Raw genomic sequence first — 23282 nt, 5'->3', positions numbered from 1 at the left:
TCCCGGACATCGCACGGACGGCCCCCGACCGGGGCGGCCCCGGCGTCCGCGGCGCCTCGGGGTGAGCGGCCGGCCGCAGCACCGTTCCCCCGAATGCCCTGGCACACCGTCGCTCGCCGCACCGCCTATCCCGCGCCTGCGGCGACGGTCGGCGGCTCGGCCGGCGAGCAACGGCGCACCCCGTGCGGTCAGCGGCGATTGCAGATGCTGCACGCCATAACCGTGATGTTGACCACAAGGTCCGCGAGCGCGTTCAGTGGCCCTCGCAGGACGGCGAGCGAGCGGCCGGTCGGAGCAAGGGTCCAGCAAGGTCCACCGACGACGGGAGGGAGCAACCATGACGGAACCGCGCCACGCCCGCGGCGTCGGTGGGGGCCGCTCCCTCAAGACCGCCGCCGAGGCGCTGGCCGCCCTGCGGATCCTCGGTGCCTCGCCCGAGGGGATCACGGCGGAGGCCCTGGCCGCGGAGCTCGGCAAGAGCGCCGCGACGGCGCGGTACCTGCTCAACACCCTCTGCCAGGAGGGCTACGCGGTGCGGGACAAGCAGGCCGGCACCGTCCGCCTCCACGAGTCCCCGCCGTGGGGCGACACGTGGGGCGACAGCGCCCCGCGCGACGACCTGGCGCGGTACGAGCTGCCCGAGCGGCTCTCCGACGCGGTCACCGAGCTCTACTGGCGCACCCGTCAGCGCACGTACCTGGCCCGCTGGGAGGACGACGACGCGACCGTGATCGTCGACGCCCGCGGCCACCAGGGTCTCGCCCGCATCCCGGACCTCACCGAGCGCATCCCGCTCGCGTCGGCCCACGCGCTCGCCGTGACCAAGGCACTGGTCGCCTCCTCCGGCGCCCGCACCGAGCGTCTGCGCGAGCAGCGGGACCTCACGTCCTTCACGGGCACCACGATCACGAGCACGCCGGCCATCGAGCTGGAGCTCGCCCGGGTGCGCCGGCGCGGTTACGCGGTGGACCGCGAGGAGTACGCCGAGGGCTTCTGCTGCATCGGCGCCCCGATCTTCGATCCCGAGGGCCGGGTCGCCGCGAGCATCGCCATCTCCACCCCGGCACGCCGCTTCGAGACCCACGGTGACGAGCTCACCGGGGCGGTCCGCGACGTCGCCACCACCGCCACCCGATCCTGGCTCGAGGCCGACAGCGACCTCCCGCCACCTCGGCCCGCCGATCCCGTTCCCGGGGGGCGCTGACCCCTCTCGCACACGCGACCGGATTCGACGCCGGCCGTGCCGCCGCTCCTCACCAGGGGGCGCCGGCCACCACCACGGACCACGGCTGCGGAACCCCGTAGGCCGAGCTGGAACTCCACAAGGAGAAGAAGATGAGCCGTCAGAGTTTGGCGAAGGCTCACCAGAAGATCCAGGAACTTTCCTGGGAGCCGCAGTACCACGAGCCGTACATGAAGTACGGGACGGACTACACGTTCCGTAAGGCGGCCAAGAAGGACCCGCTCAAGCAGGTCCTCCGGTCCTACTTCCCCATGCAGGAGGAGAAGGACAACCGCGTGTACGGCGCCTCCGACGGGGCGATCCGCGGGAACATGTTCCGCCAGGTCCAGGAGCGTTGGCTGGAGTGGCAGAAGCTCTTCCTGTCGATCATCCCCCTGCCGGAGATCTCGGCCGCACGGTCGATGCCGATGCTGTTCCAGGCGGTTCCGAACCCGGAGCTGCACAACGGCCAGGCGATCCAGATGATCGACGAGGTTCGGCACAGCACGATCCAGCAGAACCTCAAGCGGCTGTACATGAACAACTACATCGACCCGGCGGGCTTCAACAACACCCTCCGGAACTTCCACTCGGACTACTGCGGCACCATCGGCCGTCAGTTCGCCGAGGGCTTCATCACCGGTGACGCGATCACCGCGGCCAGCATCTACCTGACGATCGTCGCCGAGACGGCGTTCACGAACACCCTGTTCGTGGCCATGCCGGCCGAGGCCGCGGCCAACGGTGACTACCTGCTGCCGACCGTGTTCCACTCGGTCCAGTCCGACGAGTCGCGGCACATCTCCAACGGCTACGCCACGCTGCTCATGGCGCTGTCGGACGAGGACAACCGCCAGCTGCTCGAGCGCGACCTGCGCTACGCGTGGTGGAACAACCACCGCGTGGTGGACGCCGCCATCGGCACGTTCATCGAGTACGGCACGAAGGACCGCCGCAAGGACCGTGAGTCCTACGCGGAGATGTGGCGTCGCTGGATCTACGACGACTACTACCGGGCCTACCTGCTGCCGCTCGAGAAGTACGGCCTGGTGATCCCCCACGACCTCATCGAGGAGTCGTGGAACCAGATCTGGAACAAGGGCTACGTGCACGAGGTGGCCCAGTTCTTCGCCACCGGGTGGCTCGCGAACTACTGGCGCATCGACGGCATGACCGACGAAGACTTCGAGTGGTTCGAGTACAAGTACCCGGGTTGGTACGACAAGTACGGCAAGTGGTGGGAGAACTACAACCGCCTGTCGCGGCCGAACGGGCACCACCCGATCGTCGCCGAGGACGTCGACTACGTGTACCCGCACCGCTGCTGGACCTGCATGGTCCCGTGTCTCGTGCGCGAGGACATGGTCGTCGACAAGGTGGACGGCCAGTGGCGCACGTACTGCCACGAGGCCTGCCGCTGGACCGACGCCGAGGCCTTCCGGCCCACGTACCAGGGTCGCGAGACCCCGAACATGGGCAAGCTCGTGGGTCACCGCGAGTGGGAGACGCTCTACCACGGCTGGAACTGGGCCGACGTGGTCGAGGACATGGGCTTCGTCCGCGACGACGGCAAGACCCTCACGGCACAGCCGCACCTGGACCTCGACCCGAAGAAGATGTGGACCACGGACCACCTTCGTCGGATGGGGCCGGTCGCGAGCCCGAACGTCATCCTCAACGAGATGAGCGATTCGGAGCGCGAGGCGTTCGTGGCGGACTACAACCGTCAGGGTCCCGCCGGCCGCCCGGCCGACTCGACCAGCTGACGCGGCTGCACCACGCAGTAGCACGGTGAGGTGACAGGGAGGGCCGGGGCGACCCGGCCCTCCCTCGATCCTCACGCCCTGGTCCGGCCGCTCACGACCCGTGTCGTCCGGACATCGGCATCTGACTCCCGAAACGGAGAAGCCATCGATGGGTGACAAGCACCTGGTGCGTTTCGAGCCGGTGGGCATCGAGATCGAGGTCGACGAGGACCAGACGATCCTGCGCGCCGCTTCCGAGCAAGGCCTCCAGCTGATGCACGGCTGCAAGGAAGGCCAGTGCGCCGCCTGCAAGTCCTTCGTCCTCGAGGGCGACATCGACGACATCGACCTCGAGAAGTACTCCACCTTCGCCCTGCCCGACATGGAGCGCGAGGAGGGCCAGACGCTCCTCTGCCGCGCCCACGCCTACAACGACCTCGTGATCGAGCTCCTCAACTACGACGAGGAGATCATCCGGTCGGGGTTGCCGCTGCGGAAGGGCACCGTCGAGGTGCTGGCGAACGACGCCGTCACCCACGACATGCGCCACCTGGTGGTCAAGCAGATCGCCGGCGAGGACATCAAGTTCTTCCCCGGCCAGTACATGGACCTCACCGTCCCCGACACCGGCGAGGTCCGGTCGTTCTCGATGGCGAACCTCCCGAACCGCGAAGGCGTGTTCGAGTTCGTCATCAAGATTTACCCCGACGGGGCGTTCTCGCAGTTCCTGGAGCACAAGGTGTCGATCGGCGACCGCCTCGAGGTCGAGGCGCCGTTCGGCACCTGCACCCTCCGTGAGAACCGGACGTCGGACATCGTCTTCATCGGCGGCGGTGCCGGCATGGCTCCCATGCTGGGCCTGTTGCGCGCTCTCGCGGAGAAGGACGGCGACCGCAAGGCGCGCCTCTACTACGGCGCCCGCACGAAGGGCGACCTGTGCTTCGAGGACGAATTGCGTGCCCTCGAGGAGAAGATTCCGGGATTCAAGTACGTCCCTGCCCTGTCCCACCACGAAGGTGACGGCTGGGACGGGGCGACGGGTCTGATCACGGAGGTGGTGCGGGACGGCGAACCGAACCTCGAAGGCATGGACGCCTATGTGTGCGGACCGCCGCCGATGGTCGACGCGGCGATCGCACTCCTGACGCAGCGCGGTATGGACACCCGGAACATCTTCTACGACAAGTTCACCACCACTGGAGAGCCGGAGGACGAGGGCACCTCATGACCAGCACCGAAGAACGTCCGGAGCGGAGCGTTCCGAAGCCCGTCTTCACCGACGCGGAAGCGGGCGCCAAGGAGTTCCCCGACTCGGGGCCCTCGGCCCGGCGCTACAACTACTTCAAGCCGGCGAAGCGCAAGCAGACCCACTACGAGGACGTCACCGTCGAGGTTCAGCCGGACCCGCGGCACTACCTCTCCCAGGGCTGGATCTACGGCTTCGCCGACGGTTCCCGCGGCTACCCGCTGACCTGGACGAAGCTCAAGGCCTGGGGAGTCGACGAGCCCGAGCCCGAGCGCGGCCCCGGGTCCGGCGGTCGCCACGTCGCCGACTGGCCGGCCCACGGCTGGCACGAGTTCCGTGATCCCAACGAGGAGTGGGAACTCACGATGTACCGGTACAACGCCAACGTTGTCCGGCAGATCAACCAGAACGTCGAGAACGCCCGCAACGCGAAGGCGTTCGACCAGTGGACGCCGAACTGGGTGCGCTTCGTCGAGCGCAACGTCGGCGCCTGGATGCACATCGAGCACATCCTCGGTCTCTACGTCTTCGCTGCGTGCAACCGCTCGGGCCCGACGAACATGCACAACACGGTCATGGCCGTGAACAGCGAGCACAAGATCCGCTTCGCCCAGGACCTGGCGCTCTACAACCTCACCCTCACCGAGGAGATCGAGGGCTTCGACGGCACCGCGCACCTCGACGCGTGGAACAACGACGCCGAGTGGCAGGGCGTGCGCAGCGTCTGCGAGGCGCTCACCGCGGTGCACGACGACTGGGGCGAGTCGATATTCGCCACCAACATCGTGTTCGAGCCCCTGCTCGGCGAGCTCTTCCGCTCCGGTCTCGTGATGCAGTCGGCGGCCGGCAACGGCGACTACGTGACGCCGACGGTCATGGGCGCCGGCGAGTACGACTTCGCCCAGCGCGACCTGCGCTGGACGGTGGCCTGCTTCGCGCCGCTGACCCAGGACCGCGAGTTCGCGGACCACAACAAGGAGCTCTTCAACGGCTGGCTGGCGCACTGGGTGCCGCTGGCGATCGACGCCGCCCGCACCATGCAGCCGCTGTGGTCGCAGCCGGACGCGAAGCCGCCGCGCTTCGAGGACAGCCTCGACCGCGTGAAGAACCGTTTCGCCGGGATTCTCACCGATCTCGGACTCGAGGCCCCGAAGGAGCTGAACCAGTGACCAAGAGCTTCAAGACGGCCGAAAGCCCGTTCAAGCAGGACAACACCGAGTCCGGCATGGCCGGGGTGACCCTGATGAACAACCAGGTCGGCGTCGTGGTGGCCGAGGTGATGGACCGCCAGGAGAACGTGACGGTCAAGCACCTCCCCTCGATGATCCGCGTCGACTGTGTGGGCCGCATGGACTTCGTGTACGCGGACATCTCCGAGGCGCTCGGCGAGGAGCCCGACTTCTACAACGCCGCCGAGTTCGAGGAGAACATGTCGACCCACTACGGGAAGATGATCCACATGGATGACCGGACGATCATGTTCGGGAACCTCGAGGAGGCGGCCGAGTTCATCGGAGACATGCTGCCCCCGGTGGTGAACCAGAAGTAGCACCGCGGCCCCGGGTCGTCGCACGCTCGCACGGGGCGGGCGTGCGACGGCCCGGTGGCCGTTCCACCGCAGCACCCGATGACTCCCCGTTCGCGCCCCTGAGCACCGGAGAAGTGAGGACATGGCCAAGGAACTGCGATTCGGCGCCGACGCGCGCAGGGCTCTCCAGGCTGGAGTGGACCAGCTCGCCGAGGCGGTCAAATCCACGCTGGGGCCCAAGGGGCGCAACGTCATCCTCGAGAAGATCACCGGCACGCCGGAGGTCACGAACGACGGTGTGACGATCGCGCGGGAGATCTACCTGCGCGACCAGTTCGAGAACATGGGCGCCCAGGTGCTCAAGGAAGCCGCCGTCAAGACGAACGACGTGGTCGGTGACGGCACCACGACCTCGACCGTGCTCGCCCAGGCGATCGTCCGCGAGGGCCTGAAGGCCATCGGGCAGGGCGGCAATCCGGTGCTGGTGAAGCGCGGGATCGACGCCGCGGTGGCGCGCGTGGTCGCGCACCTGGCCTCGGTCGCGCACCCGGTGAACGACGTCGACGCGCTGTCGCGGGTCGCCGCGATCTCGGCCAACGACGACGACGCGATCGGCCGCGTGGTGGCGGAGACGCTGCACACCGTGGGCGACGACGGCGTCATCACCGTCGACGACGGGCCGATGATCGGCCTGAACGTGAACTTCGTCGAGGACTTCGAGTTCGACAACGGCTACGTCTCGCCGTACCTGGTCACCGACCCGGGCTCGATGCTCGCCGTGCTCGACGACCCCTACATCCTGTTCTCCGCCGAGAAGATCTCCGACGTCCGCACGCTCATGCCGATGCTCGAGCGGATCATGCGGGACCCCGCCCCGCTCGTGATCATCGCCGAGAAGGTCGACGGCTCCGCGCTCCAGATGCTCGTGCACAACCACGTGAACGGGCACCTCAAGACCACCGCCATCCAGGCCCCGGGCTTCGGCGAGAAGCGCGTGCACCTCCTCGAGGACATGGCCGCGCTCTGCGGGGGCCAGGTGTACTCCCGGGCCTCGGCGTTCTCGATCGAGCAGATGGGCGTCGAGCACCTCGGGCGTGCGCGGCAGGTCCGGGCCACCAGCGACCAGACGGCGATCATCGGCGGCGGCGGCGACCCCGCGGCCCGCGAGATGCGCCTGTCCCAGCTGCGCGCCGAGATGGACCGCACGACGATCGGCACCGACGAGGACTGGTTCTCCGAGCGCATCGCCCGTCTGTCCGGCAAGGCCGCGATCCTGCAGGTCGGAGCGCCGACGAACGCGGAGCTCAAGGAGGTCCGCCACCGCGTCGACGACTCCCTGCAGGCCACGCGCGCCGCGATGGCCGAGGGCATCGTGGCCGGCGGCGGCGCGGCACTGCTGCACGCCGAGGGGGCGCTGGACAACCTCGAGGGCCTGACCGGCGACGGCCGGATCGGCGCCGAGATCGTCCGTGCCGCGCTCTCCGAGCCGGCCAACCTCATCGCCACGAACGCGGGCTACGAGGGTGCCGACGTCGTCAAGCAGGCCCGCGACCTCGGCGTCGACGAGGGCTTCGACGCCCTCGAGGGCCGCTTCGGCAACATGCTCGAGCTCGGCATCATCGACCCGCTCCGGGTCGTGCGTTCGGCGCTGCAGAACGGCGCGTCGGTGGCCGGTCTCATCCTCACCACGAACTCCCTGGTGGCCGAGGAACAGACCCCCTGGAACAAGTCACTCATGACAGAGTTCGGCCAGCTCGACGAGGGCCTGCCCCAGCCGCCTCCGGACTCCAGCACCCCGCAGTCGCTGGGCCTCGGCCCGTCGATGGGCTGACTCGTTGTCACTGCCGAGAGGAGACAGTCGTGAAGGCCGTGCGGGTGCACGAGTACAAGAAGGACCCGTCGATCGACGACATCCCGGAGCCGAAGCTCCAGGGGCCGCTCGACGTCATCGTGAAGATCGGCGGCGCGGGGGTCTGCCGCACCGACCTGCACATCGTCAACGGGGACTGGGAGGCGATCCAGAACCCGTCGCTGCCCTACGTGATCGGCCACGAGAACGCCGGGTGGGTGCACGAGGTCGGGGACGCCGTCACCAACGTCAAGGTCGGCGACACGGTCATCCTCCACCCGCAGCCGTCCTGTGGGCTGTGCCTGGCCTGCCGGGCGGGCCGGGACATGCAGTGCACGGGGGACGCGTTCTTCCCGGGCCTGTCGAACAACGACGGCGGCATGGCCGAGTACCTGCGCACCACCGCGCGGGCCTGCGTGAAGCTGAACCCGGACACGAACCCGGCCGACGTCGCCGCGCTGGCCGACGCCGGGATCACCGCGTACCACGCGGTGCGCAAGGCCGTGCCGCTGCTCTACCCGGGCACCACGGCCGTCGTGATCGGGGCCGGCGGCCTCGGCCACATCGCTGTCCAGGCGCTCGCCGCGCTCACCGCCACGAAGATCATCGTGGTGGACAAGAACCCGGACGCCCTGAAGCTCGCCTCCCAGATCGGCGCCGACGAGACGGTCGTGGCCGACGGCAACCACGTCGGCGAGGTGCAGGAGCTCACCGGCGGCGGCGCCACCGTCGTCTTCGACTTCGTCGCCGAGCAGGGCGTCGAGCTCGAGGCCTGGCAGATGACCGGGCCGGCGGGCTACCAGTTCGTCCTCGGGTACGGGGGACAGTTCCAGGCCCCGACGCTCGATTTCGTCGCAGGCGAGAAGAACGTGATCGGCAACATCGTCGGGACGTACAACGACCTCACCGAACTGATGGTCCTGGCCCAGGCCGGAAAGGTCACGCTGCACACCGTGCAGTACTCGCTCGACTCGGCGCTGGACGCTCTGCACGACCTGGACGCGGGGAAGGTCCGCGGCCGGGCGATCCTGGTCCCGTAGTCTGGAAGGACACCACCACATGTACGAGAAGGACGGCGAGAAGTACTTCATCGTCGACAGCCACATGCACTTCTGGGACGCGTCGCCGGAGAACTGGGTCGAGGGCGCCGAGCAGTACGCCAAGGGCTGGATCGAGTGCTTCCACGCCTACCAGGGCCTCGGCCCGGCCGAGACGCACCAGCCGATCGAGGAGTTCCAGAAGGTCTCCGAAGAGCAGCTGATGCGCGAGGTCTTCGACGAGGGTCACGTCGACGTCGCGATCTTCCAGTCCACCTACCTGCGCGAGTGGTACAAGAACGGCTTCAACACCACCGAGCAGAACGGTGCCCTCTTCAAGAAGCACCCGGACAAGTTCCGGGTGAACAGCCGGTTCGACCCGCGTGACGGCGACGCCGGCATGCGCGAGTTCGAGAGGAACGTCGAGGAGTACAAGCCCACCGGCGTGAAGCTCTACACGGCGGAGTGGAACGGGGACTCGCGCGGCTACAAGCTCACCGACCCCGAGTGCTACCGCTTCCTCGAGCGGGCCCAGGAACTGGGCATCAAGAACATCCACGTGCACAAGGGCCCGACGATCTGGCCGCTGGACAAGGACGCGTTCGACGTCTCCGACGTCGACCACGCGGCCACCGACTTCCAGGGCCTGAACTTCATCGTCGAGCACGTGGGTCTGCCGCGCATCGAGGACTTCTGCTTCATGGCGACGCAGGAGCCCAACGTCTACGCGGGCCTGTCGGTGGTCATCGGCGGCCTCATGCACGCCCGCCCGCGGTTCTTCGCCAAGGTCATGGGCGAGCTGCTGTTCTGGGTCGGCGAGGACAAGATGACCTTCGGCTCGGACTACAACATCTGGGAGCCCAAGTGGCAGGTCGAGGGCTTCGTGGACTGGCAGTACCCGGAGGGCCACGACTTCGACGACTACCCGCGCCTGGGTGTCGACGGTAAGAAGAAGATCCTCGGCCTGAACGCCGCCAAGCTCTACGACATCGAGGTGCCGGCCGAATTCCAGCTGTCCTCGGACACCTCCGCCCCCGCCTCTCCCGACGACGCCGAGCTCGTCGAGAGGTCGGTGGCCCAGGCATGACCGCCGTCTCCGACACCCCGTCCACCGCCTCCACGGTGGACGGGGTGTGGGAGGCGCTGCGCACGGTGCGGGATCCCGAGCTCGACACCGACGTCGTCAGCCTGGACTTCGTGGCGTCGTGCTCGGTGTCCGACGACGGCGTCGCGCACGTGCGCCTGCGCCTGCCCACCTACTTCTGCGCCCCGAACTTCGCGTTCCTCATGGTCGCCGACGCGTGGGACGCCGTGTCCCAGGTTCCCGGTCTGAGCGACGTCGACGTCGAGCTGCTCGACCACTTCGCCTCCGAGGCCATCAACTCGGGCGTCGCGGCGCGGGCCGGCTTCGTGACGTCGATGGCCGGCTCGGACGTGGGGGAGGCCGTCGACGAGCTGCACGACCTGCGTCGGTCGTTCACCGAGCGGGCGATGCTGGCCGGCACGGACCTCGTCGTCCGTCCGCTCGTGCGGGCGGGGACGACGCCGGAGGAGCTCGTCACGATGACGCTGCGGGACGCGCCACCGAGCGACGACCTGCCCCGGTTGCGGGCGCGCCGCCGCGAGCTCGGCATCCCGGCCGGGGACGACGCACCCCTGGTGGTGGACGCCGTGGGTCGCGCGGTGGGGATCGACGACCTCCCGCTGCACCTGCGCAAGGCGCGCAGCTACCAGGTCGGCGTCGACGCGAACACCAGCATCTGCCGCGGTCAGCTCGCTGCCCGCTACGGGCTCTGACGACAGGGTCCCCCGAGAGGAGAGGCTTCCGCCATGCCGTGTGATCCGGTGCCGCTCGACCCCGGCCACGACGACCCCGGTGCCGGCCCTTGCCTCATGGAGCACGTCTCGATGGTGGCGGGGGAGGCGTTCCGGGCGTGGCCACGGTGCACGCACCCCGCCGTGGCGGCGCTGGCCACCCAGGTCGACGACCACTGCTCTCCGGAGGGGCGGACGGCGCTGCTGCGCCGGGCCGAGGCCCTCGTCCTCGCCGACAGCGACGACCCGGCCCTGACCTGGCGCCTGGTCGGCGTCGCCGCGGAGACCGTCCTCACCCGGCGTCCCGGCGAGCGCGTCGCGACGCGGCGCCTCGCCCGTGCCCGTCGCCACCGCCGGGTCTGGAGCGCCGGGGCGCCCCGGGCGCTGGTGCACCGCCTGCCGCGGTGGGTCGGGGCCGCCTGCAGACTCGCCGCCCTCGACGAGCTGGCCGCGGCGCTGCACCACGTGGTCGCCGTCTCCGGCCCGCCGTCGTCACCCGAACGCGACATCGTGCTCGTCGCCCTGCTCGACGCCGCCCTCGACGAGGTGCTCGACGAGGGACGTCCCGTCCCGACCCCATCCCCCGCTCGCTTGGAGACCGCCGCATGACCGCCCCCAGCGAGACCCCGCGCACCGTCCGGCGCATCGGATCCCCGGCGGCCGCGGCGCTCGCCGACCTCGCCGCGATCTTCGACGACCTGCAGATGACGCTGCTGTGCTGCGAGCGCCTCGTGCAGCAGCTCAGCGTCCCGGAGCCCGACGCCACCGTCGTCGAGTCGCTGTGGACCACCGCGCTGCTGTCCTACTCGCGGTGCTTCGCCCCGGGTGGGCGCGGGATGGGCCTCGTCGAGGCCGACGTCGAGGGCCTCGAGCTCGAGGGCGAGGTGCTCGCCTGGCACAAGATGCTCCGGCAGCTCAAGAAGCACTACGCCGACCCGGCGACCAACCCGCGCGAGACGTTCGAGGTGGGCGTGGCCGTCTCCGACGGCACGCCCCAGGGCGTCGCCATCACCTCCACGCGCCAGGCCCTGCCCGACACCGTGTCGGTGCACCAGACCGGCGCGATCGCCTACCGGCTCAGCCAGCTGGTCGACGGCCGCATCGCCGAGCACCAGGCGAGGGTGCTCGAGGGCACCCGCAGCCTGAGCCCCGTCGAGCTCGAGACCTTGGACGAGGTCGAGCTCACCGAGACCCCCGGGAGCGAGGGATGATCGAGAAGTACAACCCCTGGACGGTCGTCAACCTGGTCTTCCGCCACCTCGCCGACGAGGGCCTGCACCCCGTGCTCGGGGAGGCGGGCGACCCGTCGGCGGCTGCGGCCGAGCTGCTGAAGACTCTCGGGATCACTCCGGGGGACCCGTCGTGGGGCGAGGGCCAGGACGCCGCGCGCGTCCGGGCGGACCTCGCCGCGGTGCGGGCGGCGTTCGACGCGGTGGACGAGTCGAGCGAGTCCCCGTCGCTGGGCTCGCCCCGGTCGGGGCGGGACTGACCGTGGTCGCCATGCGCCTGGCTCGGCTCGCGGTCCACCGGATGACCCGCGAGCCGCTGGCGCTGCTCGTCGAGGACGAGGCCGACCGGTGCCTGGTGGTGTCGGTGCGCGGCCCGCAGGCCGAGGTCATCGACCGGGGGCCACGCTCGGCGGTCACCGACGACGACGGCCGGCTCACCCAGGACCTGCTCGCCGACCTCGCCCGGATACTCGGCCGGCGTCTCGACCACGCCGAGATCACCGACCTCGTCGACGACCGCTTCCACGCGGAGCTGGTGCTCGACGACGGGACGCGCCTGCCCGGGCGTCCCAGTGACGTGCTCGCCGTGGCGGTCCGTGAGGCCCTGCGCATCGAGGTCGCCGACGCCGTGCTCGACGCCGTCGGCCAGTCCTTCTCCGCGCTCGGCGGTGATCGTCCCGAGCCGGCGCGCGAGGCGGCCGAGGAGGTCGAGCGGATGCGCGCGTTCCTCGAGGAGGCGACCGCCCAGGACTTCGGGCGGCCGCCCGGCGGGCCGGAGACCGAGGGTCGTGACCCCGCTTGACCCGGTCCGTTCGGGATGAACCGATCTGACCTGCTGCGTCGTCTCGATCCGAGACACCTCGAAACCCCCTTCGGAGCCCGTTCGCGCCGTACGATGTGGTGTTGCGCATCACTCACGGTGTCGGGTCGATCGAGTGGTGTCGGAGGGCGAGGTGGCCGATGAACGGACGCTCCCGGAGCGCCCTCGACCGCGCGCGTGAGTATTTCGTCGACCGCGGCTCCGTGAACGCCCGCGGCGTCGTCCGGCCCGAGATCGTCGACTCCTGGGAGCGATCGCGGAACGCCGGCGTCGACGCCACCCGGCTGGCCCTGCCCTACGAGCCCGACCTCGACTTCGACGGCAGCCTCACCCACTGCGCCCGCCCGGTCCTCGACGACCTGGCCGAGCGCCTGTCGGGGATGTCGGTCGCCGTGGTGCTCACCGACGCCGACGGCCGGGTGCTCGAGCGGCGCGTCGGCGAGGGCGAGCTCCAGCGCCGCCTCGACGAGATCTCCCTGGCCCCGGGCTTCAGCTACGCCGAGGAGTTCGCCGGCACCAACGGGGTCGGCACGTCCCTGGAGGGCGCGACCCCGGCCCTCGTGGTCGGCGCGGAGCACTTCAGCGAGCGGCTGCAGGCCTTCGCGTGCGCCGGCGCGCCCGTGCGCGGCCCGGACGGCGCGCTGGCGGGGATCCTCGACGTCACGTGCCTGCGGGCCGAGGCGAACGACCTCATGCGCTTCCTCGCCCAGCAGGCGGCCACCGACATCGAGGACGTCCTGCGCGAGCGCGGGGGCGCCGGGGTGCGCCGTGTCATGGCGGCGTTCCGTGCGACGTGCGCGCGCGCCCGGGGCCCGGTGCTCGCGGTCACCGAGGACATCGTCATGGCCAACCGGGCCGCCCGGGCCCTGCCGGCGGGCGACCAGGACCAGGTGACGATGCGGGCCATCGACGTCGGCACCGGGGCGCGGCCGTGGCAGGAACGCGTGCTGCTCGCCGACGGCCCCGCCCGCCTGATGATCACGCCGGTACCCACCGGGCGCCCCGTCGGGGTGGTCATCGAGGTGGTGCCGAGCCGCAGCAACCTGCGCCTCGCCGGCCGCGAGGAACCCCTGCACCGGGTGCTGCCGGCGCCGCCGGCCCCGGCGCGCAGCAGCGCGCTGCCCGGCCCCGGGCCGGGCCTCGACCGGCCGCTCGCCGGCCTCGCCGGCGACTCCCGGGCCTGGCGGGCCGCGGCGAGGGCGCTGCGGACGGCGGCGTCCGCGGCGCGCAGCACGGTGGTGCTGGGCGAGCCGGGCACCGGCAAGGCCGCGGCGGTCCGGGCCGTGCACGGCGAGATGCGCCCGACGGCGCGCTGGGTCACCGTCGACGGCTCCGATCCCGAGGCGGCGGTCGTCCTGGCCGGCTACGCCTCCGAGGCGTCCGCCTCGCCCCAGGGCAGCCGCAGCGCGGCCACGGTCGCGATCCGCCACGCCGAGGCGCTCGACGCCGCCGGCGCCGGCGCGCTCACGGCGCTGCTCGAGGAGGTCCCGCCCACCTGGTGGGTGGTCGGGCTCGTCACCGCCGAGCGCACCCCTGAGCACGGCCAGATCGGCGAGGTGCTGGCGGGGTTCGCCACCTCGGTGCTCATCGACCCGTTGCGCCGCCGGCCCGACGACATCCCGCTGCTCGCCACCGCGCTGCTCGCCCGGCTCGCGCCCGCGCGGCGGGCCGGATGCACCCCGGAGGCGGCCGCCCTGCTGGCGGGGGCCCGCTGGCCGGGCAACGTCACCCAGCTCGCCGACGTGCTGCGCCGCGCCCTCGCCGCGCGCCCCGCCGGCGACATCACCCCCGCCGACCTCCCGGGGGAGTTCGCGGTGTCGGGCACCCGGCGTCGTCTCACCCCGCTCGAGGCCGCGGAGCGCGACCTCATCGTGTCCGCGCTGGTGGAGGCGAACGGCAACCGTTCGCAGGCGGCGGCCGCCCTCGGGATCGGCCGCGCGACGCTCTACCGCCGGCTGCGGGCCTTCGGGATCACCGACGTCGGCCGCTGACCAGACGGTCCTCGTCGTCGGCGACGTCCTCGGCCGCGACCGAGCCGTCCGGCCTGCCGCCCAGCGCCGCGGGGGGCGCGCCCTCGCCCGCCCACTGCTCGCTCGCCCATCGCGCCACGTCGTGCACGGCGTCGACGAGCTCGTCCTGGTCGGTCGCGAGCCGCCGCGCGGAGCACGACAGGCCCAGCGCCACGGTGGCGGCACCGGACGGGGAGACGACGGGGGCGGCGATCGTCGCGAGGCCCTCGGCGTACTCCTCGCGGTCGAGCGCGATCCCGTCGCGGCACACCCGCTCGAGCTCGGCACCGAGCTCGGCCTGATCGGTGATCGTGGCGTGCGTGAGGTCGGCCAGCTGCTCGGCCGCGATGGCCTCGCGGTACGCCGGTGACGTGGCCAGCAGCACCTTGGTCATGGCGAGGGCGTGCGCGTGGTGCGGCGGGACGTGCGTGCCCAGGCCCGGGAGCTTCGCCAGGCCCTGATGGCCACGGGAGTCGGTCACCGTGGCCACCAGGGTGCCGGTGCGGCGCACGAGGTACGACCGCTGTCGCGTGCGCCGGTAGAGCTCGGTGGTCGCCTCGGCGAGCACGGCACCCGGGTCGGGGTCGCCGGGCACGGGACTCGGGGAAGCACCCCACCGGCCCCAGGGCGGGGCCTCGGTGAGCCGCACGCGCCCGGAGCGGTCGCGCTCGGCGTAGCCGGCCTCGCACAAGGTGTTGATCATGTACCGCGCTGTCGAGGCGCTCTTGCCCAGGCGCTCGGCCAGCTCCGCGGCGCACAGGCCCGCGGGGTGGTCGCCGAGCAGACGCAGCGCGCGCAGGACCGTGGCCGCGGTCTTGAGAGACCGCGAGCCGCCGCCCGTCGACACCCCGTCGTCGTCCACGTGCTTGAACCTAGGACCGTCGGAGGGGTGACGCCTGTCTCAATGTGGGACGCCGCCCGACCGGGTCTCCGGCGTCGGGCCCCCGTGGGCGTCGTCACGGCACCCCGACGAACCCCGGGGTCGGGCACCGGGGCGGTCGCCCGGACGTTGGGGGAGTGTCGAGGTGACGGCGGGGACGGTCCCGCCGCACGAGGAACGGAGACGTCATGGCCACGCTGACCAGACCGCAGGACGGGAAGGTGATCGCGGGGGTGTGCGCCGGGCTCGCGGAGCGGTTCGGCATGTCCGCGGGGGTGGTGCGACTGCTGTTCGTGCTGTCCTGCCTGCTGCCGGGCCCGCAGTTCATCATCTACATCGCGCTCTGGGTGATCATGCCGAAGCGCTGACCCGGGCGGGGTTCACCGGCTGTCGGATGCCTCGCGGCGTCCGCGGGCGATCGACGCCGTCGCGGAGCCGCTCACCACAGGCTCCCCGGCAGGTCGCGGGTGAGGTCCGCGAGCTCACCGCGGGTGCGCGCGGCGTAGGCCCGGGCGGCACGGTCGTCGAACTCCTCGATGCTCAACCGTCCGTTGCCCACGGCCCGCTGCAACCGCTCGACGGTGAGCTCGCGTTCCGCATCCGAGGCCCGCACGTCCCTCTGCACGCGACCACTATCCCTCGGCCGGAGCGCCGGCCTCCGTGGGTTGCGCGACCCGGCCGAAGCGCGAGTCCGCCGGGTCGGCGAACACGTGGAGACCGAAGGTCGCGGACAACTCGCGGCAGAGGTTCACCCCGCGCACCGAGTTGCCGTGCACGTCGAGGCCCGGCGAGTAGACGCCGAACCCGAAGTAACGGGGCAGGACGCAGACGATGTCGCCCGAGACGCCGCTCTTGGCCGGGATGCCGACCTCGTTGGCCCACTGCCCCGCCGCGTCGTACATCCCGCAGCTCATCATCACGCTGACGATGCTCCGGACGTGCTCGCGGGCGACCGCGCGCTCGCCGGTGAACGGGTTGACCCCGCCCTTGGCGAGCGTGGCGCCCATGACGCTCAGGTCGGCGGCGGTCACCGTGATCGAGCAGGCCGACAGGTAGGTCTCCACGACCTCCTCGATGTCGCCGTCGATCATGCCGAGCGAGCGCATGATGTAGCAGAGCCCCAGGTTGCGATCGTTGCTGCGCAGCTGCTGGCGCAGGATCCGCTGGTCGACGGCGAGCTCGGGGTTCCCCGCGTAGACGCGGTACCGCTCCAGGATGCGGTCGACCTTCTCGTCGACGTCCTTGCCCGCCACGAGGCTCGCCGCGACGAGCGCGCCCGCGTTGATCATCGGGTTGTGGGGCCGGTGGTGGACCTCGTCGAACGTGATCGAGTTGAACGGGTCCCCGGAGGGCTCGACGCCGACGCGGCGCAGGGTCTCCTCCGTGCCGTTGTCCTCCAGGGCGAGCCCGTAGGTGAAGACCTTCGACACCGAGTGCAGCGGGAACGGCACCGAGCAGTCGCCCGCCTGCCACTGCGTCCCGTCGACGTTCGTGCCGGCGAGCCCGAACAGGTGGCGGTCGGCCTCCGCCTCGGGCGGGTAGTAGCTGACCACCTCGTCGTCGCCGGTCAGCCGGTACTTCTCGTGGAGCTCGTCGAGCTGCTGACGGACGAGTTCCCGCTCTCCCACGGCGACCACGAGCGGCATTGTGCCCGCCGCGCGTCACACGCGGGTCAGGCGCGGCCCTCCGGTGCGGCGCAGGCGCCCGAAGCGGGTCTGGTCGGGCGACGAGAACATGTGCAGCCCGTAGCGCTCGGACAGCTCGCGGAACACCGCCTGGCCACGCACCGAGTTGCCGTGCTCGTCGAGGCCTGGCGAGTACGTCGCGAGTCCCAGGCGCCCCGGCATCACCGCGACGATCCCGCCCGACACCCCGCTCTTCGCCGGGATGCCGACGTCGGTGGCCCACTCGCCGGTGGCGTCGTACATCCCGCAGGTCATCATCACGCTGACGACGTCGCGCACGTGGCGGGTGTCGAGCGCGCGCTCGCCGGTGAGCGGGTTGACCCCGCCGTTCGCGAGCGTCGCGCCGAGGACCGAGAGCTCGCTGGTGGTGACGCGCACCGAGCACATCGACAGGTACACCGCGAGGTTGTCCTCGATGCCGCCGGAGATCATCCCCAGCGAGCGCATGAGGTAGCTGATCGCGAGGTTGCGGTCGGCCGAGGCGAGCTGGTCGCCGAGCAGGTCGACGTCCACCACGAGGTCCGGGACGCCGGTGAACACGCGCAGCCGCGCCAGGATCCGCGCGACCTTCTCCTCGGGCGAGTCGCCCGCGACGAGGTAGGCCGCGACGAGCGCGCCCGCGTTGATCATCGGGTTGTGCGGGCGCTGGTGCTCGTCGTCGAAGGTGATGGAGTTGAACGGGTCGCCCGACGGCTCGACGCCGACGTGGCGCAGGGTCGCCTCGCGGCCGTTGTCCTCGAGCGCGAGCGCGTAGGTCACGACCTTCGAGATCGACTGCAGCGCGAACCGGTGCTCGCAGTCGCCGACGGTCCACTGCGTGCCGTCGACCGCCGTGCCGGCCAGCCCGAAGATGTCCTCCTCGCCATCGGCGGCGGGGAGGGCGATCGAGACGATGTCGTCCTCGTGCGCCTCGGAGTGATGATCGTGCAGCTGCTCCAGCTGCTCCTGGACCAGCGCCTCCTCGGCATCGCTCACCACGACCGTGCATCCTCCCTCCCCACCTGGTGGGTGCGCTGCGGGGGGATCCGGGGCATGCTCGGTGGCGTTCGACATCGACGTCGTCCCGCACCGAGGTCCCGCCATGGAACGCCTGCCCGAGCCCCGTCCCGGCCCGCTCACCGACCGCGAGCGGGAGGCCCTGGCGCAGCTCACTGCGCACGAGTCGGCCGCCGATCCCGACTTCGCCCGGCGCCTGGGCGCGCGGCCCCCTCGACGCGGCGGCCGGGTGCCCTGGCTGGTGGCCGCGGTGCTCGCGGTGATCGGTGTCGCCCTGCTGCTCGTGCCCGGTCCCTGGGTGCTGGCGGGCGTCGCGACGCTGGTGATCGTCGTCGTGCCCGTGGCCCTCATCGCCTGGGCCCTGGGCCAGGGCGACCGACCTCCCATGTGAGCACTTTCCGCCCTGTCGGGGCGGAAAGTGCTCACGTCAGCTTGGCGAGGGCCTTCGTGATGCGCTGCTCGGACACGGGGCCTGCGGTGCCGACGTCCTGGGCGAACAGGCTCACCCGCAGCTCCTGGAGCATCCAGCCGATCGCGTCGTAGGCGTCGCGGTCGAAGGTGCGCGGCTCCGCGGCGGCCCGGGCCCGCTGCGCGCGATAGGCCGCCTCGGCGCGGTGGATCTCCTCGGTGGCCTCGGCGTCCCGTCGCGGGGCGGTCGGGAGCTTCTCGAGGCGCCGGCGAGCGGCCCGCAGGTAGCGCACCACGTCGGGCAGGCGCGCCACCGGCGTGCGCGCCACGAAACGGTCGCCCACCAGGGTCCGCAGCTGCTCGCGCACGTCGTCGAGGGCGTGCCCGACCGACCGGGCGCCCAGCTGGTCGATCGCCAGCTCCACCGGCCCGGCCTCACCGAGCACGGACTCCGCGCGCGAGAGCACCTCGGCGGCCGCGGCCGGGAGCCGGGCGGCGACGTGGGCGCGCAGGGCCTCGAACGCGTCGGGGTCCCACGCCGGCCCGCCACCCGTGGCGACGAGGGCGTCGATCGCCGCGTCCACGCAGTCCTCGGCCAGCGCCGCGACGTCCCGGTAGCCGCCGGTGGCCATCGCGCCCCGCAGCCGCAGCACCGCGGTGTTGTCGAGCGAGCGCACCAGCGACTTCGCGGGTGAGGACAGCACGAGGCGCAGCAGCCGCCGGGTGCCGGCGCGCATCGCGTCGCGCGCCTCCAGCGCCGAGTCGAACACCCGCACGTCCACCGCGTCCCCGCGGTCGACCAGGGCGAGGTGCGCGGTCACCGTGCCGCCGGGGCGCTGCTGCTCGCGGGTGCGGGGCAGGGTGCCGATCTCGCCGAACGACGTGACCCCGCGCCGCTCGACCCCGTCGGCCACCGCGGCGACGGCGGCGCGGGTCCCGGCGGCGTGCCGGCGGCGCAGGGCGCCCAGGTCGGGGCCCTCGTCCACCGTCGCGCCGTCGTCGCCGACCACCCGGAACGTCAGCCGCAGGTGCGACGGGAGGCCCGCGACGTTCCACGCGTCGGTCGGGATGCTGAGACCGGACAGCCGGCGGACCGCGTCGGACAGGGCCGGCAGCAGGGGCTCGTCCGCGGCGGGCCGTCGGTCGTGGGCGAGCCGGGCCGCGAGCGCGCGGGCGGTGTCCGGCGCGGGCACCAGCGAGCGCCGCAGGTTCTTGGGCAGCGATCGGACCAGCGAGGTGAGCATCTCGTCGCGCAGCCCGGGGACCTGCCATGCGAGGTCCTCGGCGCGGACCTGCCCGAGCACCGCGAGCGGCACGGTGACCGTGACGCCGTCGGTCTCGGCGCCGGGCTCGAACGCGTAGGACAGCGGCAGGGTCAGCCCGCCGGCGTTCCAGGTGTCGGGGTACTGCTCGGTGCTGGGGGCCTCGCCGGCCAGCAGAGCCCGCGGGTCGAGGTCGAGCAGATGCGGATCGCGACGCGAGGCCTTCTGCCACCACCGGTCGAAGTGCCGCACCGAGACGACGTCGGCGGGCACGCGCGCGTCGTAGAAGGCGTAGATCTCGTCGTCGTCGACCACCAGCTCGCGGCGGGCGCGGCGCTCCATCTCGGCGACCTGCTCGAGGCGCTCGCGGTTGCGCGTGACGAACGCGTGCCGGGTGTTCCAGTCGCCCTCGACCAGCGCATGGCGCACGAGGAGTTCGCGGGCCACCTCGGGGTCGATGCGCCCGTAGTCGACGGTGCGGTCCATGGCCAGCGGGACGCCGAACAGCGTGACGCGCTCGGTGGCCACGGCGCTGCCGCGTCGCTTCGACCAGCGCGGCTCGGTGTACGTGCGGGTGACGAGGTCGCCCGCCGCGGCCTCGACCCACGCCGGGTCCACGCCCGCCACCGTGCGCGCCCACAGCCGCGAGGTCTCGACCAGTTCGGCGGCCATGACCATCGTGGGCGGGCGCTTCGCCAGCGTGGAGCCCGGCCAGAGCATGAAGCGGGCGCCGCGCGAGCCCTCGTACTCGGTGATCGCCCGACGCCGCGGCTTCCCGGTCTTCGGGTCCTTCGGCGGCTCCTGCGCCAGCCCGATCTGCGAGAGCAGGCCGGTGAGCAGGGCCTGGTGGACGCGGTCCGCGAGGTCCTTGGTGATCTCCGCGCCGGGTTCGTTGCGGGTGAGCCCGAGCTCGTCGCCGAGCTGGCGGATCTGCGCCGCGAGGTCCTGCCACTCGCGGATGCGCAGGAAGTTGAGGAACTCGGCCCCGCAGCGCTTGCGGAACTGGTTCGACGAGAGCTCGCGGCGCCCCGAGCGCACGTGCTCCCACAGGTGCACCCAGGACAGGAAGTCCGAGCGCGGGTCGGTGAACCGGGCGTGCGCGGCGTCGGCCTCGTCGCTCTTGTCGGCCGGCCGCTCCCGGGGGTCCTGCGCGGAGAGGCCGGCCGCGATGACCGTGACCTCGTGCAGGCAGCCGAGCCGGTCGGCCTCGAGCACCATGCGCCCGATGCGGGGGTCGACGGGCAGGCGCGCGAGCCGGCGCCCGGTCTCCGACAGCCGCGTCGCGTCTCCGTCGACCAACGCGCCGAGCTCGGTCAGCAGCCGCACACCGTCGCGCACCGCGAGCCGCTCGGGCGGGTCGACGAACGGGAACTCCTCGACCGGCCCGAGCTTTGCGCCGGCCATCTGCAGGATCACCGACGCGAGGTTCGTGCGCTGGATCTCCGGGTCGGTGAACTCCGGCCGCGCGTCGAAGTCGTCCTCGGCGTAGAGCCGGATGCAGATGCCGTCGGCGACGCGCCCGCACCGCCCGGCCCGCTGGGTGGCCGACGCCTGCGAGATCGGCTCGATCGGCAGCCGCTGCACCTTGGTCCGCCGCGAGTACCGCGAGATGCGCGCGAGGCCGGGATCGACGACGTAGCGGATGCCCGGGACGGTCAGCGACGTCTCGGCGACGTTCGTCGCGAGCACGACGCGTCGTCGGCCGCCCGACGCCGGCTCGAAGACCCGGTGCTGCTCGGCGGACGACAGGCGCGCGTAGAGGGGGAGGACGTCGAGGTCCTCGATGTGGGCCTGGGCGGCGTGCTCGCGCAGGGCGTCGGCCGCGTCGCGGATCTCCCGCTCGCCGGAGAGGAAGACGAGGACGTCGCCGTCCGGACCCTCGCGACGGAGCTCGTCGACGGCGTCGACGATGCCGTCGACCTGGTCGCGCTGGTCAGCCGAGGGATCATCCGGGTCGACCAGCGGCCGGTAGCGGACCTCGACGGGGTAGGTGCGCCCGGAGACCTCGATGATCGGCGCGTCGCCGAAGTGTCGTGAGAACCGCTCCGGGTCGATCGTCGCCGAGGTGATGATGACCTTGAGGTCGGGGCGGCGGGGGAGTAGCTGGGCGAGGTAGCCGAGCAGGAAGTCGATGTTGAGGCTGCGCTCGTGGGCCTCGTCGATGATGAGCGTGTCGTACCGGCGCAGCATCCGGTCCTGCTGGATCTCGGCGAGCAGGATGCCGTCGGTCATGAGCTTGACCAGCGTGTCCTCGCTCGCGCGGCTGGTGAAGCGGACCTGGTAGCCGACGGTGTCGGTGCCGGTGGTGCCGAGCTCCTCGGCGACGCGTTCGGCCACCGTGCGCGCCGCGATCCGCCGGGGCTGGGTGTGGCCGATCGTGCCGAGCACGCCCCGGCCCAGCTCGAGCGCCATCTTCGGCAGCTGCGTGGTCTTGCCGGACCCGGTCTCGCCGGCGACGACGACCACCTGGTGGGTCCCGAGGGCCGCACGGATGTCGTCGACGCGCCCGCTGATCGGCAGCTCGTCGGGGTAGGAGACGGTGGGCACCGAGGCCCGGCGGCGCTCGAGGCGCGCCTCGGCGGCGGTCACGTCGCGGCCGATGGCGGCCAGCGTGCTCTCGCGCCGTTCCGCGTCGTCGATCCGGCCGGCGCCCTGGAGGCGGCGCCGCAGCCGGTGGGCGTCCGCGGTGCCGAGGGCGGCGACGCGCGCGGCGAGGTCGCCGCCGACGTCGGTCTGCCTGTCGGTCGCGGCGGGCACGGCGGGGCTCCTCCTCCGGGTGATGGGGAACGGGCACGAGACGGCCCTGTCCCCATTGTCAGCGCGCGGGGGCACGCCGGTGTTCCCGACCCGTCTGGTCACGCAACGACACCAGGATTAGACTGTTCGAGTGATCGAGATGGTCGTCGTCGTCGACGGAAAGTAACGTCGAGCGCCGAGAGTCCGAGAACGTGGTCACCGATGGTGACCAGAGCGGGAGGGGTCGGTGAGCGTGTCGGACGGGCGGGCGGACACCGAGCTGGTGGTGCTCGCCGCGGGCGGCGACCAGGCCGCGTTCGCCGAGCTCATGATCCGTCACCGCCCCCGGCTCTACGCGGTCTGCCGGCGCGTCACCGGCCACGAACAGGACGCCCAGGAGGCGCTCCAGGAGACGATGCTCCTGGCCTGGAAGCGCCTCGGCGAGTTCGACGGTCGCTCGGCGGTCGGCACCTGGCTCTACCGGGTGGCCACGAACGCCGCGATCGACGAGGTCCGCCGGCGCAAGCGCACCCCCGAGCCGACCGAGGCCGACTCGATGCCCGAACCGACGCCGCACCGGGGCGCCGACGGCGCCGTCGTCGCCCGGATGGACGTCGACCGCGCCCTGGCCCAGCTGCCCCCGCAGTACCGTGCCGTCGTGGTGCTGCGCGAGCTGTGCGACCTCACCTACGCCGAGATCGCCGAGCTGCGCGACATCCCGATCGACACCGTGAAGTCCCAGCTCTCCCGTGGCCGCCAGGCCCTCGTCGAGCTGCTCACCGACCGTCCCGCCGCCCGGACCGCATGACGAGTAC

General features: G+C 71.8%; 22 protein-coding genes. 17 read left to right on the top strand and 5 right to left on the bottom strand.

What is annotated here, in order from left to right:
- Window positions 1–337: 337 nt before the first annotated feature.
- The 14 genes from PH189_RS22405 to PH189_RS22340 all read left to right on the top strand — a co-directional run bounded on the left by PH189_RS22405 (window position 338) and on the right by PH189_RS22340 (window position 14482).
- Window positions 338–1204, top strand: coding sequence for an IclR family transcriptional regulator (locus PH189_RS22405; RefSeq protein ID WP_274191045.1), 867 nt, complete (start codon window positions 338–340; stop codon window positions 1202–1204).
- A gap of 131 nt (window positions 1205–1335) precedes the next feature.
- A complete protein-coding gene (locus PH189_RS22400) occupies window positions 1336–2988 on the top strand; it encodes a ferritin family protein (RefSeq protein WP_274191044.1) in 1653 nt (550 codons plus the stop codon).
- A gap of 148 nt (window positions 2989–3136) precedes the next feature.
- Window positions 3137–4195, top strand: coding sequence for an NADH:ubiquinone reductase (Na(+)-transporting) subunit F (locus PH189_RS22395; protein ID WP_274191043.1), 1059 nt, complete (start codon window positions 3137–3139; stop codon window positions 4193–4195).
- Window positions 4192–5382, top strand: a complete 1191-nt coding sequence (locus tag PH189_RS22390) for a ferritin family protein (RefSeq protein ID WP_274191042.1) — start codon at window positions 4192–4194, stop codon at window positions 5380–5382. The genes PH189_RS22395 and PH189_RS22390 overlap by 4 nt, the downstream gene beginning before the upstream one ends.
- Before the next feature lie 56 nt (window positions 5383–5438).
- Window positions 5439–5762, top strand: coding sequence for an MmoB/DmpM family protein (locus PH189_RS22385; RefSeq protein WP_274191092.1), 324 nt, complete (start codon window positions 5439–5441; stop codon window positions 5760–5762).
- A 121-nt stretch (window positions 5763–5883) separates the two neighbouring features.
- A complete protein-coding gene (gene groL / locus PH189_RS22380) occupies window positions 5884–7572 on the top strand; it encodes a chaperonin GroEL (protein WP_274191041.1) in 1689 nt (562 codons plus the stop codon).
- Between the two features lie 29 nt (window positions 7573–7601).
- On the top strand, window positions 7602–8630 hold the full coding sequence (locus tag PH189_RS22375; protein ID WP_274191040.1) for an NAD(P)-dependent alcohol dehydrogenase: 1029 nt from the start codon (window positions 7602–7604) through the stop codon (window positions 8628–8630).
- Window positions 8631–8649: 19 nt separating this feature from the next.
- The gene (locus PH189_RS22370; protein ID WP_274191039.1) at window positions 8650–9714 is read left to right on the top strand and encodes an amidohydrolase family protein; all 1065 of its coding nucleotides are present in this window, start codon (window positions 8650–8652) and stop codon (window positions 9712–9714) included.
- Window positions 9711–10424: a metal-sulfur cluster assembly factor gene (locus tag PH189_RS22365; protein ID WP_274191038.1), complete on the top strand. Its 714-nt coding sequence runs from the start codon at window positions 9711–9713 to the stop codon at window positions 10422–10424. Before PH189_RS22370 ends, PH189_RS22365 begins: the two co-directional genes overlap by 4 nt.
- Window positions 10425–10457: 33 nt before the next feature.
- On the top strand, window positions 10458–11051 hold the full coding sequence (locus tag PH189_RS22360; RefSeq protein WP_274191037.1) for a hypothetical protein: 594 nt from the start codon (window positions 10458–10460) through the stop codon (window positions 11049–11051).
- A complete protein-coding gene (locus tag PH189_RS22355) occupies window positions 11048–11653 on the top strand; it encodes a hypothetical protein (protein WP_274191036.1) in 606 nt (201 codons plus the stop codon). The genes PH189_RS22360 and PH189_RS22355 overlap by 4 nt, the downstream gene beginning before the upstream one ends.
- Window positions 11650–11931 (top strand): hypothetical protein, encoded by a 282-nt coding sequence (locus PH189_RS22350; protein WP_274191035.1) that lies wholly within the window; start codon window positions 11650–11652, stop codon window positions 11929–11931. Before PH189_RS22355 ends, PH189_RS22350 begins: the two co-directional genes overlap by 4 nt.
- Before the next feature lie 11 nt (window positions 11932–11942).
- The gene (locus tag PH189_RS22345; RefSeq protein WP_274191034.1) at window positions 11943–12473 is read left to right on the top strand and encodes a bifunctional nuclease family protein; all 531 of its coding nucleotides are present in this window, start codon (window positions 11943–11945) and stop codon (window positions 12471–12473) included.
- Window positions 12474–12631: 158 nt separating this feature from the next.
- Window positions 12632–14482: a sigma-54-dependent Fis family transcriptional regulator gene (locus tag PH189_RS22340; RefSeq protein ID WP_274191033.1), complete on the top strand. Its 1851-nt coding sequence runs from the start codon at window positions 12632–12634 to the stop codon at window positions 14480–14482.
- Here the strand turns inward: PH189_RS22340 and PH189_RS22335 are convergent.
- Window positions 14463–15362, bottom strand: coding sequence for an IclR family transcriptional regulator (locus PH189_RS22335; RefSeq protein ID WP_274191032.1), 900 nt, complete (start codon window positions 15360–15362; stop codon window positions 14463–14465). The genes PH189_RS22340 and PH189_RS22335 overlap by 20 nt on opposite strands.
- A 206-nt stretch (window positions 15363–15568) precedes the next feature.
- Between PH189_RS22335 and PH189_RS22330 the strand changes: the two genes are divergently transcribed.
- Window positions 15569–15748 carry a PspC domain-containing protein gene (locus PH189_RS22330; RefSeq protein WP_274191031.1) on the top strand — a complete coding sequence of 60 codons (180 nt, stop codon included), beginning with the start codon at window positions 15569–15571 and terminating at the stop codon, window positions 15746–15748.
- A 71-nt stretch (window positions 15749–15819) separates the two neighbouring features.
- Here the strand turns inward: PH189_RS22330 and PH189_RS22325 are convergent, their stop codons facing one another.
- From PH189_RS22325 to glsA (PH189_RS22315), 3 genes are read right to left on the bottom strand one after another with little or no spacing between them, the layout of a single operon-like run.
- A complete protein-coding gene (locus PH189_RS22325) occupies window positions 15820–16005 on the bottom strand; it encodes a DUF1707 SHOCT-like domain-containing protein (RefSeq protein WP_274191030.1) in 186 nt (61 codons plus the stop codon).
- A 7-nt stretch (window positions 16006–16012) separates the two neighbouring features.
- Window positions 16013–17017, bottom strand: coding sequence for a glutaminase A (gene glsA / locus PH189_RS22320; protein ID WP_274191029.1), 1005 nt, complete (start codon window positions 17015–17017; stop codon window positions 16013–16015).
- Window positions 17018–17041: 24 nt separating this feature from the next.
- The gene (glsA, locus tag PH189_RS22315; RefSeq protein WP_274191028.1) at window positions 17042–18040 is read right to left on the bottom strand and encodes a glutaminase A; all 999 of its coding nucleotides are present in this window, start codon (window positions 18038–18040) and stop codon (window positions 17042–17044) included.
- Window positions 18041–18146: 106 nt separating this feature from the next.
- On the opposite strand from glsA (PH189_RS22315), the gene PH189_RS22310 reads away from it, so the two are divergent.
- Window positions 18147–18452: a DUF3040 domain-containing protein gene (locus PH189_RS22310; RefSeq protein WP_274191027.1), complete on the top strand. Its 306-nt coding sequence runs from the start codon at window positions 18147–18149 to the stop codon at window positions 18450–18452.
- Window positions 18453–18483: 31 nt separating this feature from the next.
- Here the strand turns inward: PH189_RS22310 and hrpA are convergent, their stop codons facing one another.
- Window positions 18484–22488 carry an ATP-dependent RNA helicase HrpA gene (gene hrpA / locus PH189_RS22305; protein WP_274191026.1) on the bottom strand — a complete coding sequence of 1335 codons (4005 nt, stop codon included), beginning with the start codon at window positions 22486–22488 and terminating at the stop codon, window positions 18484–18486.
- 226 nt (window positions 22489–22714) lie between these two features.
- On the opposite strand from hrpA, the gene PH189_RS22300 reads away from it, so the two are divergent.
- Entirely contained in the window at window positions 22715–23275 is a 561-nt protein-coding gene (locus PH189_RS22300) for an RNA polymerase sigma factor (RefSeq protein WP_274191025.1), read from the top strand.
- Window positions 23276–23282 lie beyond the last annotated feature (7 nt).

This window comes from Actinomycetospora chibensis, assembly GCF_028737215.1.
Classification (GTDB): domain Bacteria; phylum Actinomycetota; class Actinomycetes; order Mycobacteriales; family Pseudonocardiaceae; genus Actinomycetospora; species Actinomycetospora chibensis.
The sequence above is the reverse complement of the archived record's forward strand: the minus strand, read 5'-3'. Positions and strand labels throughout refer to the sequence as shown.

Coding starts and splice junctions, on each gene's coding strand:
- PH189_RS22405 (WP_274191045.1), top strand. CDS start 338: ATGACGGAACCGCGCCACGCCCGCGGCGTCGGTGGGGGCCGCTCCCTC.
- PH189_RS22400 (WP_274191044.1), top strand. CDS start 1,336: ATGAGCCGTCAGAGTTTGGCGAAGGCTCACCAGAAGATCCAGGAACTT.
- PH189_RS22395 (WP_274191043.1), top strand. CDS start 3,137: ATGGGTGACAAGCACCTGGTGCGTTTCGAGCCGGTGGGCATCGAGATC.
- PH189_RS22390 (WP_274191042.1), top strand. CDS start 4,192: ATGACCAGCACCGAAGAACGTCCGGAGCGGAGCGTTCCGAAGCCCGTC.
- PH189_RS22385 (WP_274191092.1), top strand. CDS start 5,439: ATGGCCGGGGTGACCCTGATGAACAACCAGGTCGGCGTCGTGGTGGCC.
- groL (WP_274191041.1), top strand. CDS start 5,884: ATGGCCAAGGAACTGCGATTCGGCGCCGACGCGCGCAGGGCTCTCCAG.
- PH189_RS22370 (WP_274191039.1), top strand. CDS start 8,650: ATGTACGAGAAGGACGGCGAGAAGTACTTCATCGTCGACAGCCACATG.
- PH189_RS22365 (WP_274191038.1), top strand. CDS start 9,711: ATGACCGCCGTCTCCGACACCCCGTCCACCGCCTCCACGGTGGACGGG.
- PH189_RS22360 (WP_274191037.1), top strand. CDS start 10,458: ATGCCGTGTGATCCGGTGCCGCTCGACCCCGGCCACGACGACCCCGGT.
- PH189_RS22355 (WP_274191036.1), top strand. CDS start 11,048: ATGACCGCCCCCAGCGAGACCCCGCGCACCGTCCGGCGCATCGGATCC.
- PH189_RS22350 (WP_274191035.1), top strand. CDS start 11,650: ATGATCGAGAAGTACAACCCCTGGACGGTCGTCAACCTGGTCTTCCGC.
- PH189_RS22345 (WP_274191034.1), top strand. CDS start 11,943: ATGCGCCTGGCTCGGCTCGCGGTCCACCGGATGACCCGCGAGCCGCTG.
- PH189_RS22340 (WP_274191033.1), top strand. CDS start 12,632: ATGAACGGACGCTCCCGGAGCGCCCTCGACCGCGCGCGTGAGTATTTC.
- PH189_RS22330 (WP_274191031.1), top strand. CDS start 15,569: ATGGCCACGCTGACCAGACCGCAGGACGGGAAGGTGATCGCGGGGGTG.
- PH189_RS22310 (WP_274191027.1), top strand. CDS start 18,147: ATGGAACGCCTGCCCGAGCCCCGTCCCGGCCCGCTCACCGACCGCGAG.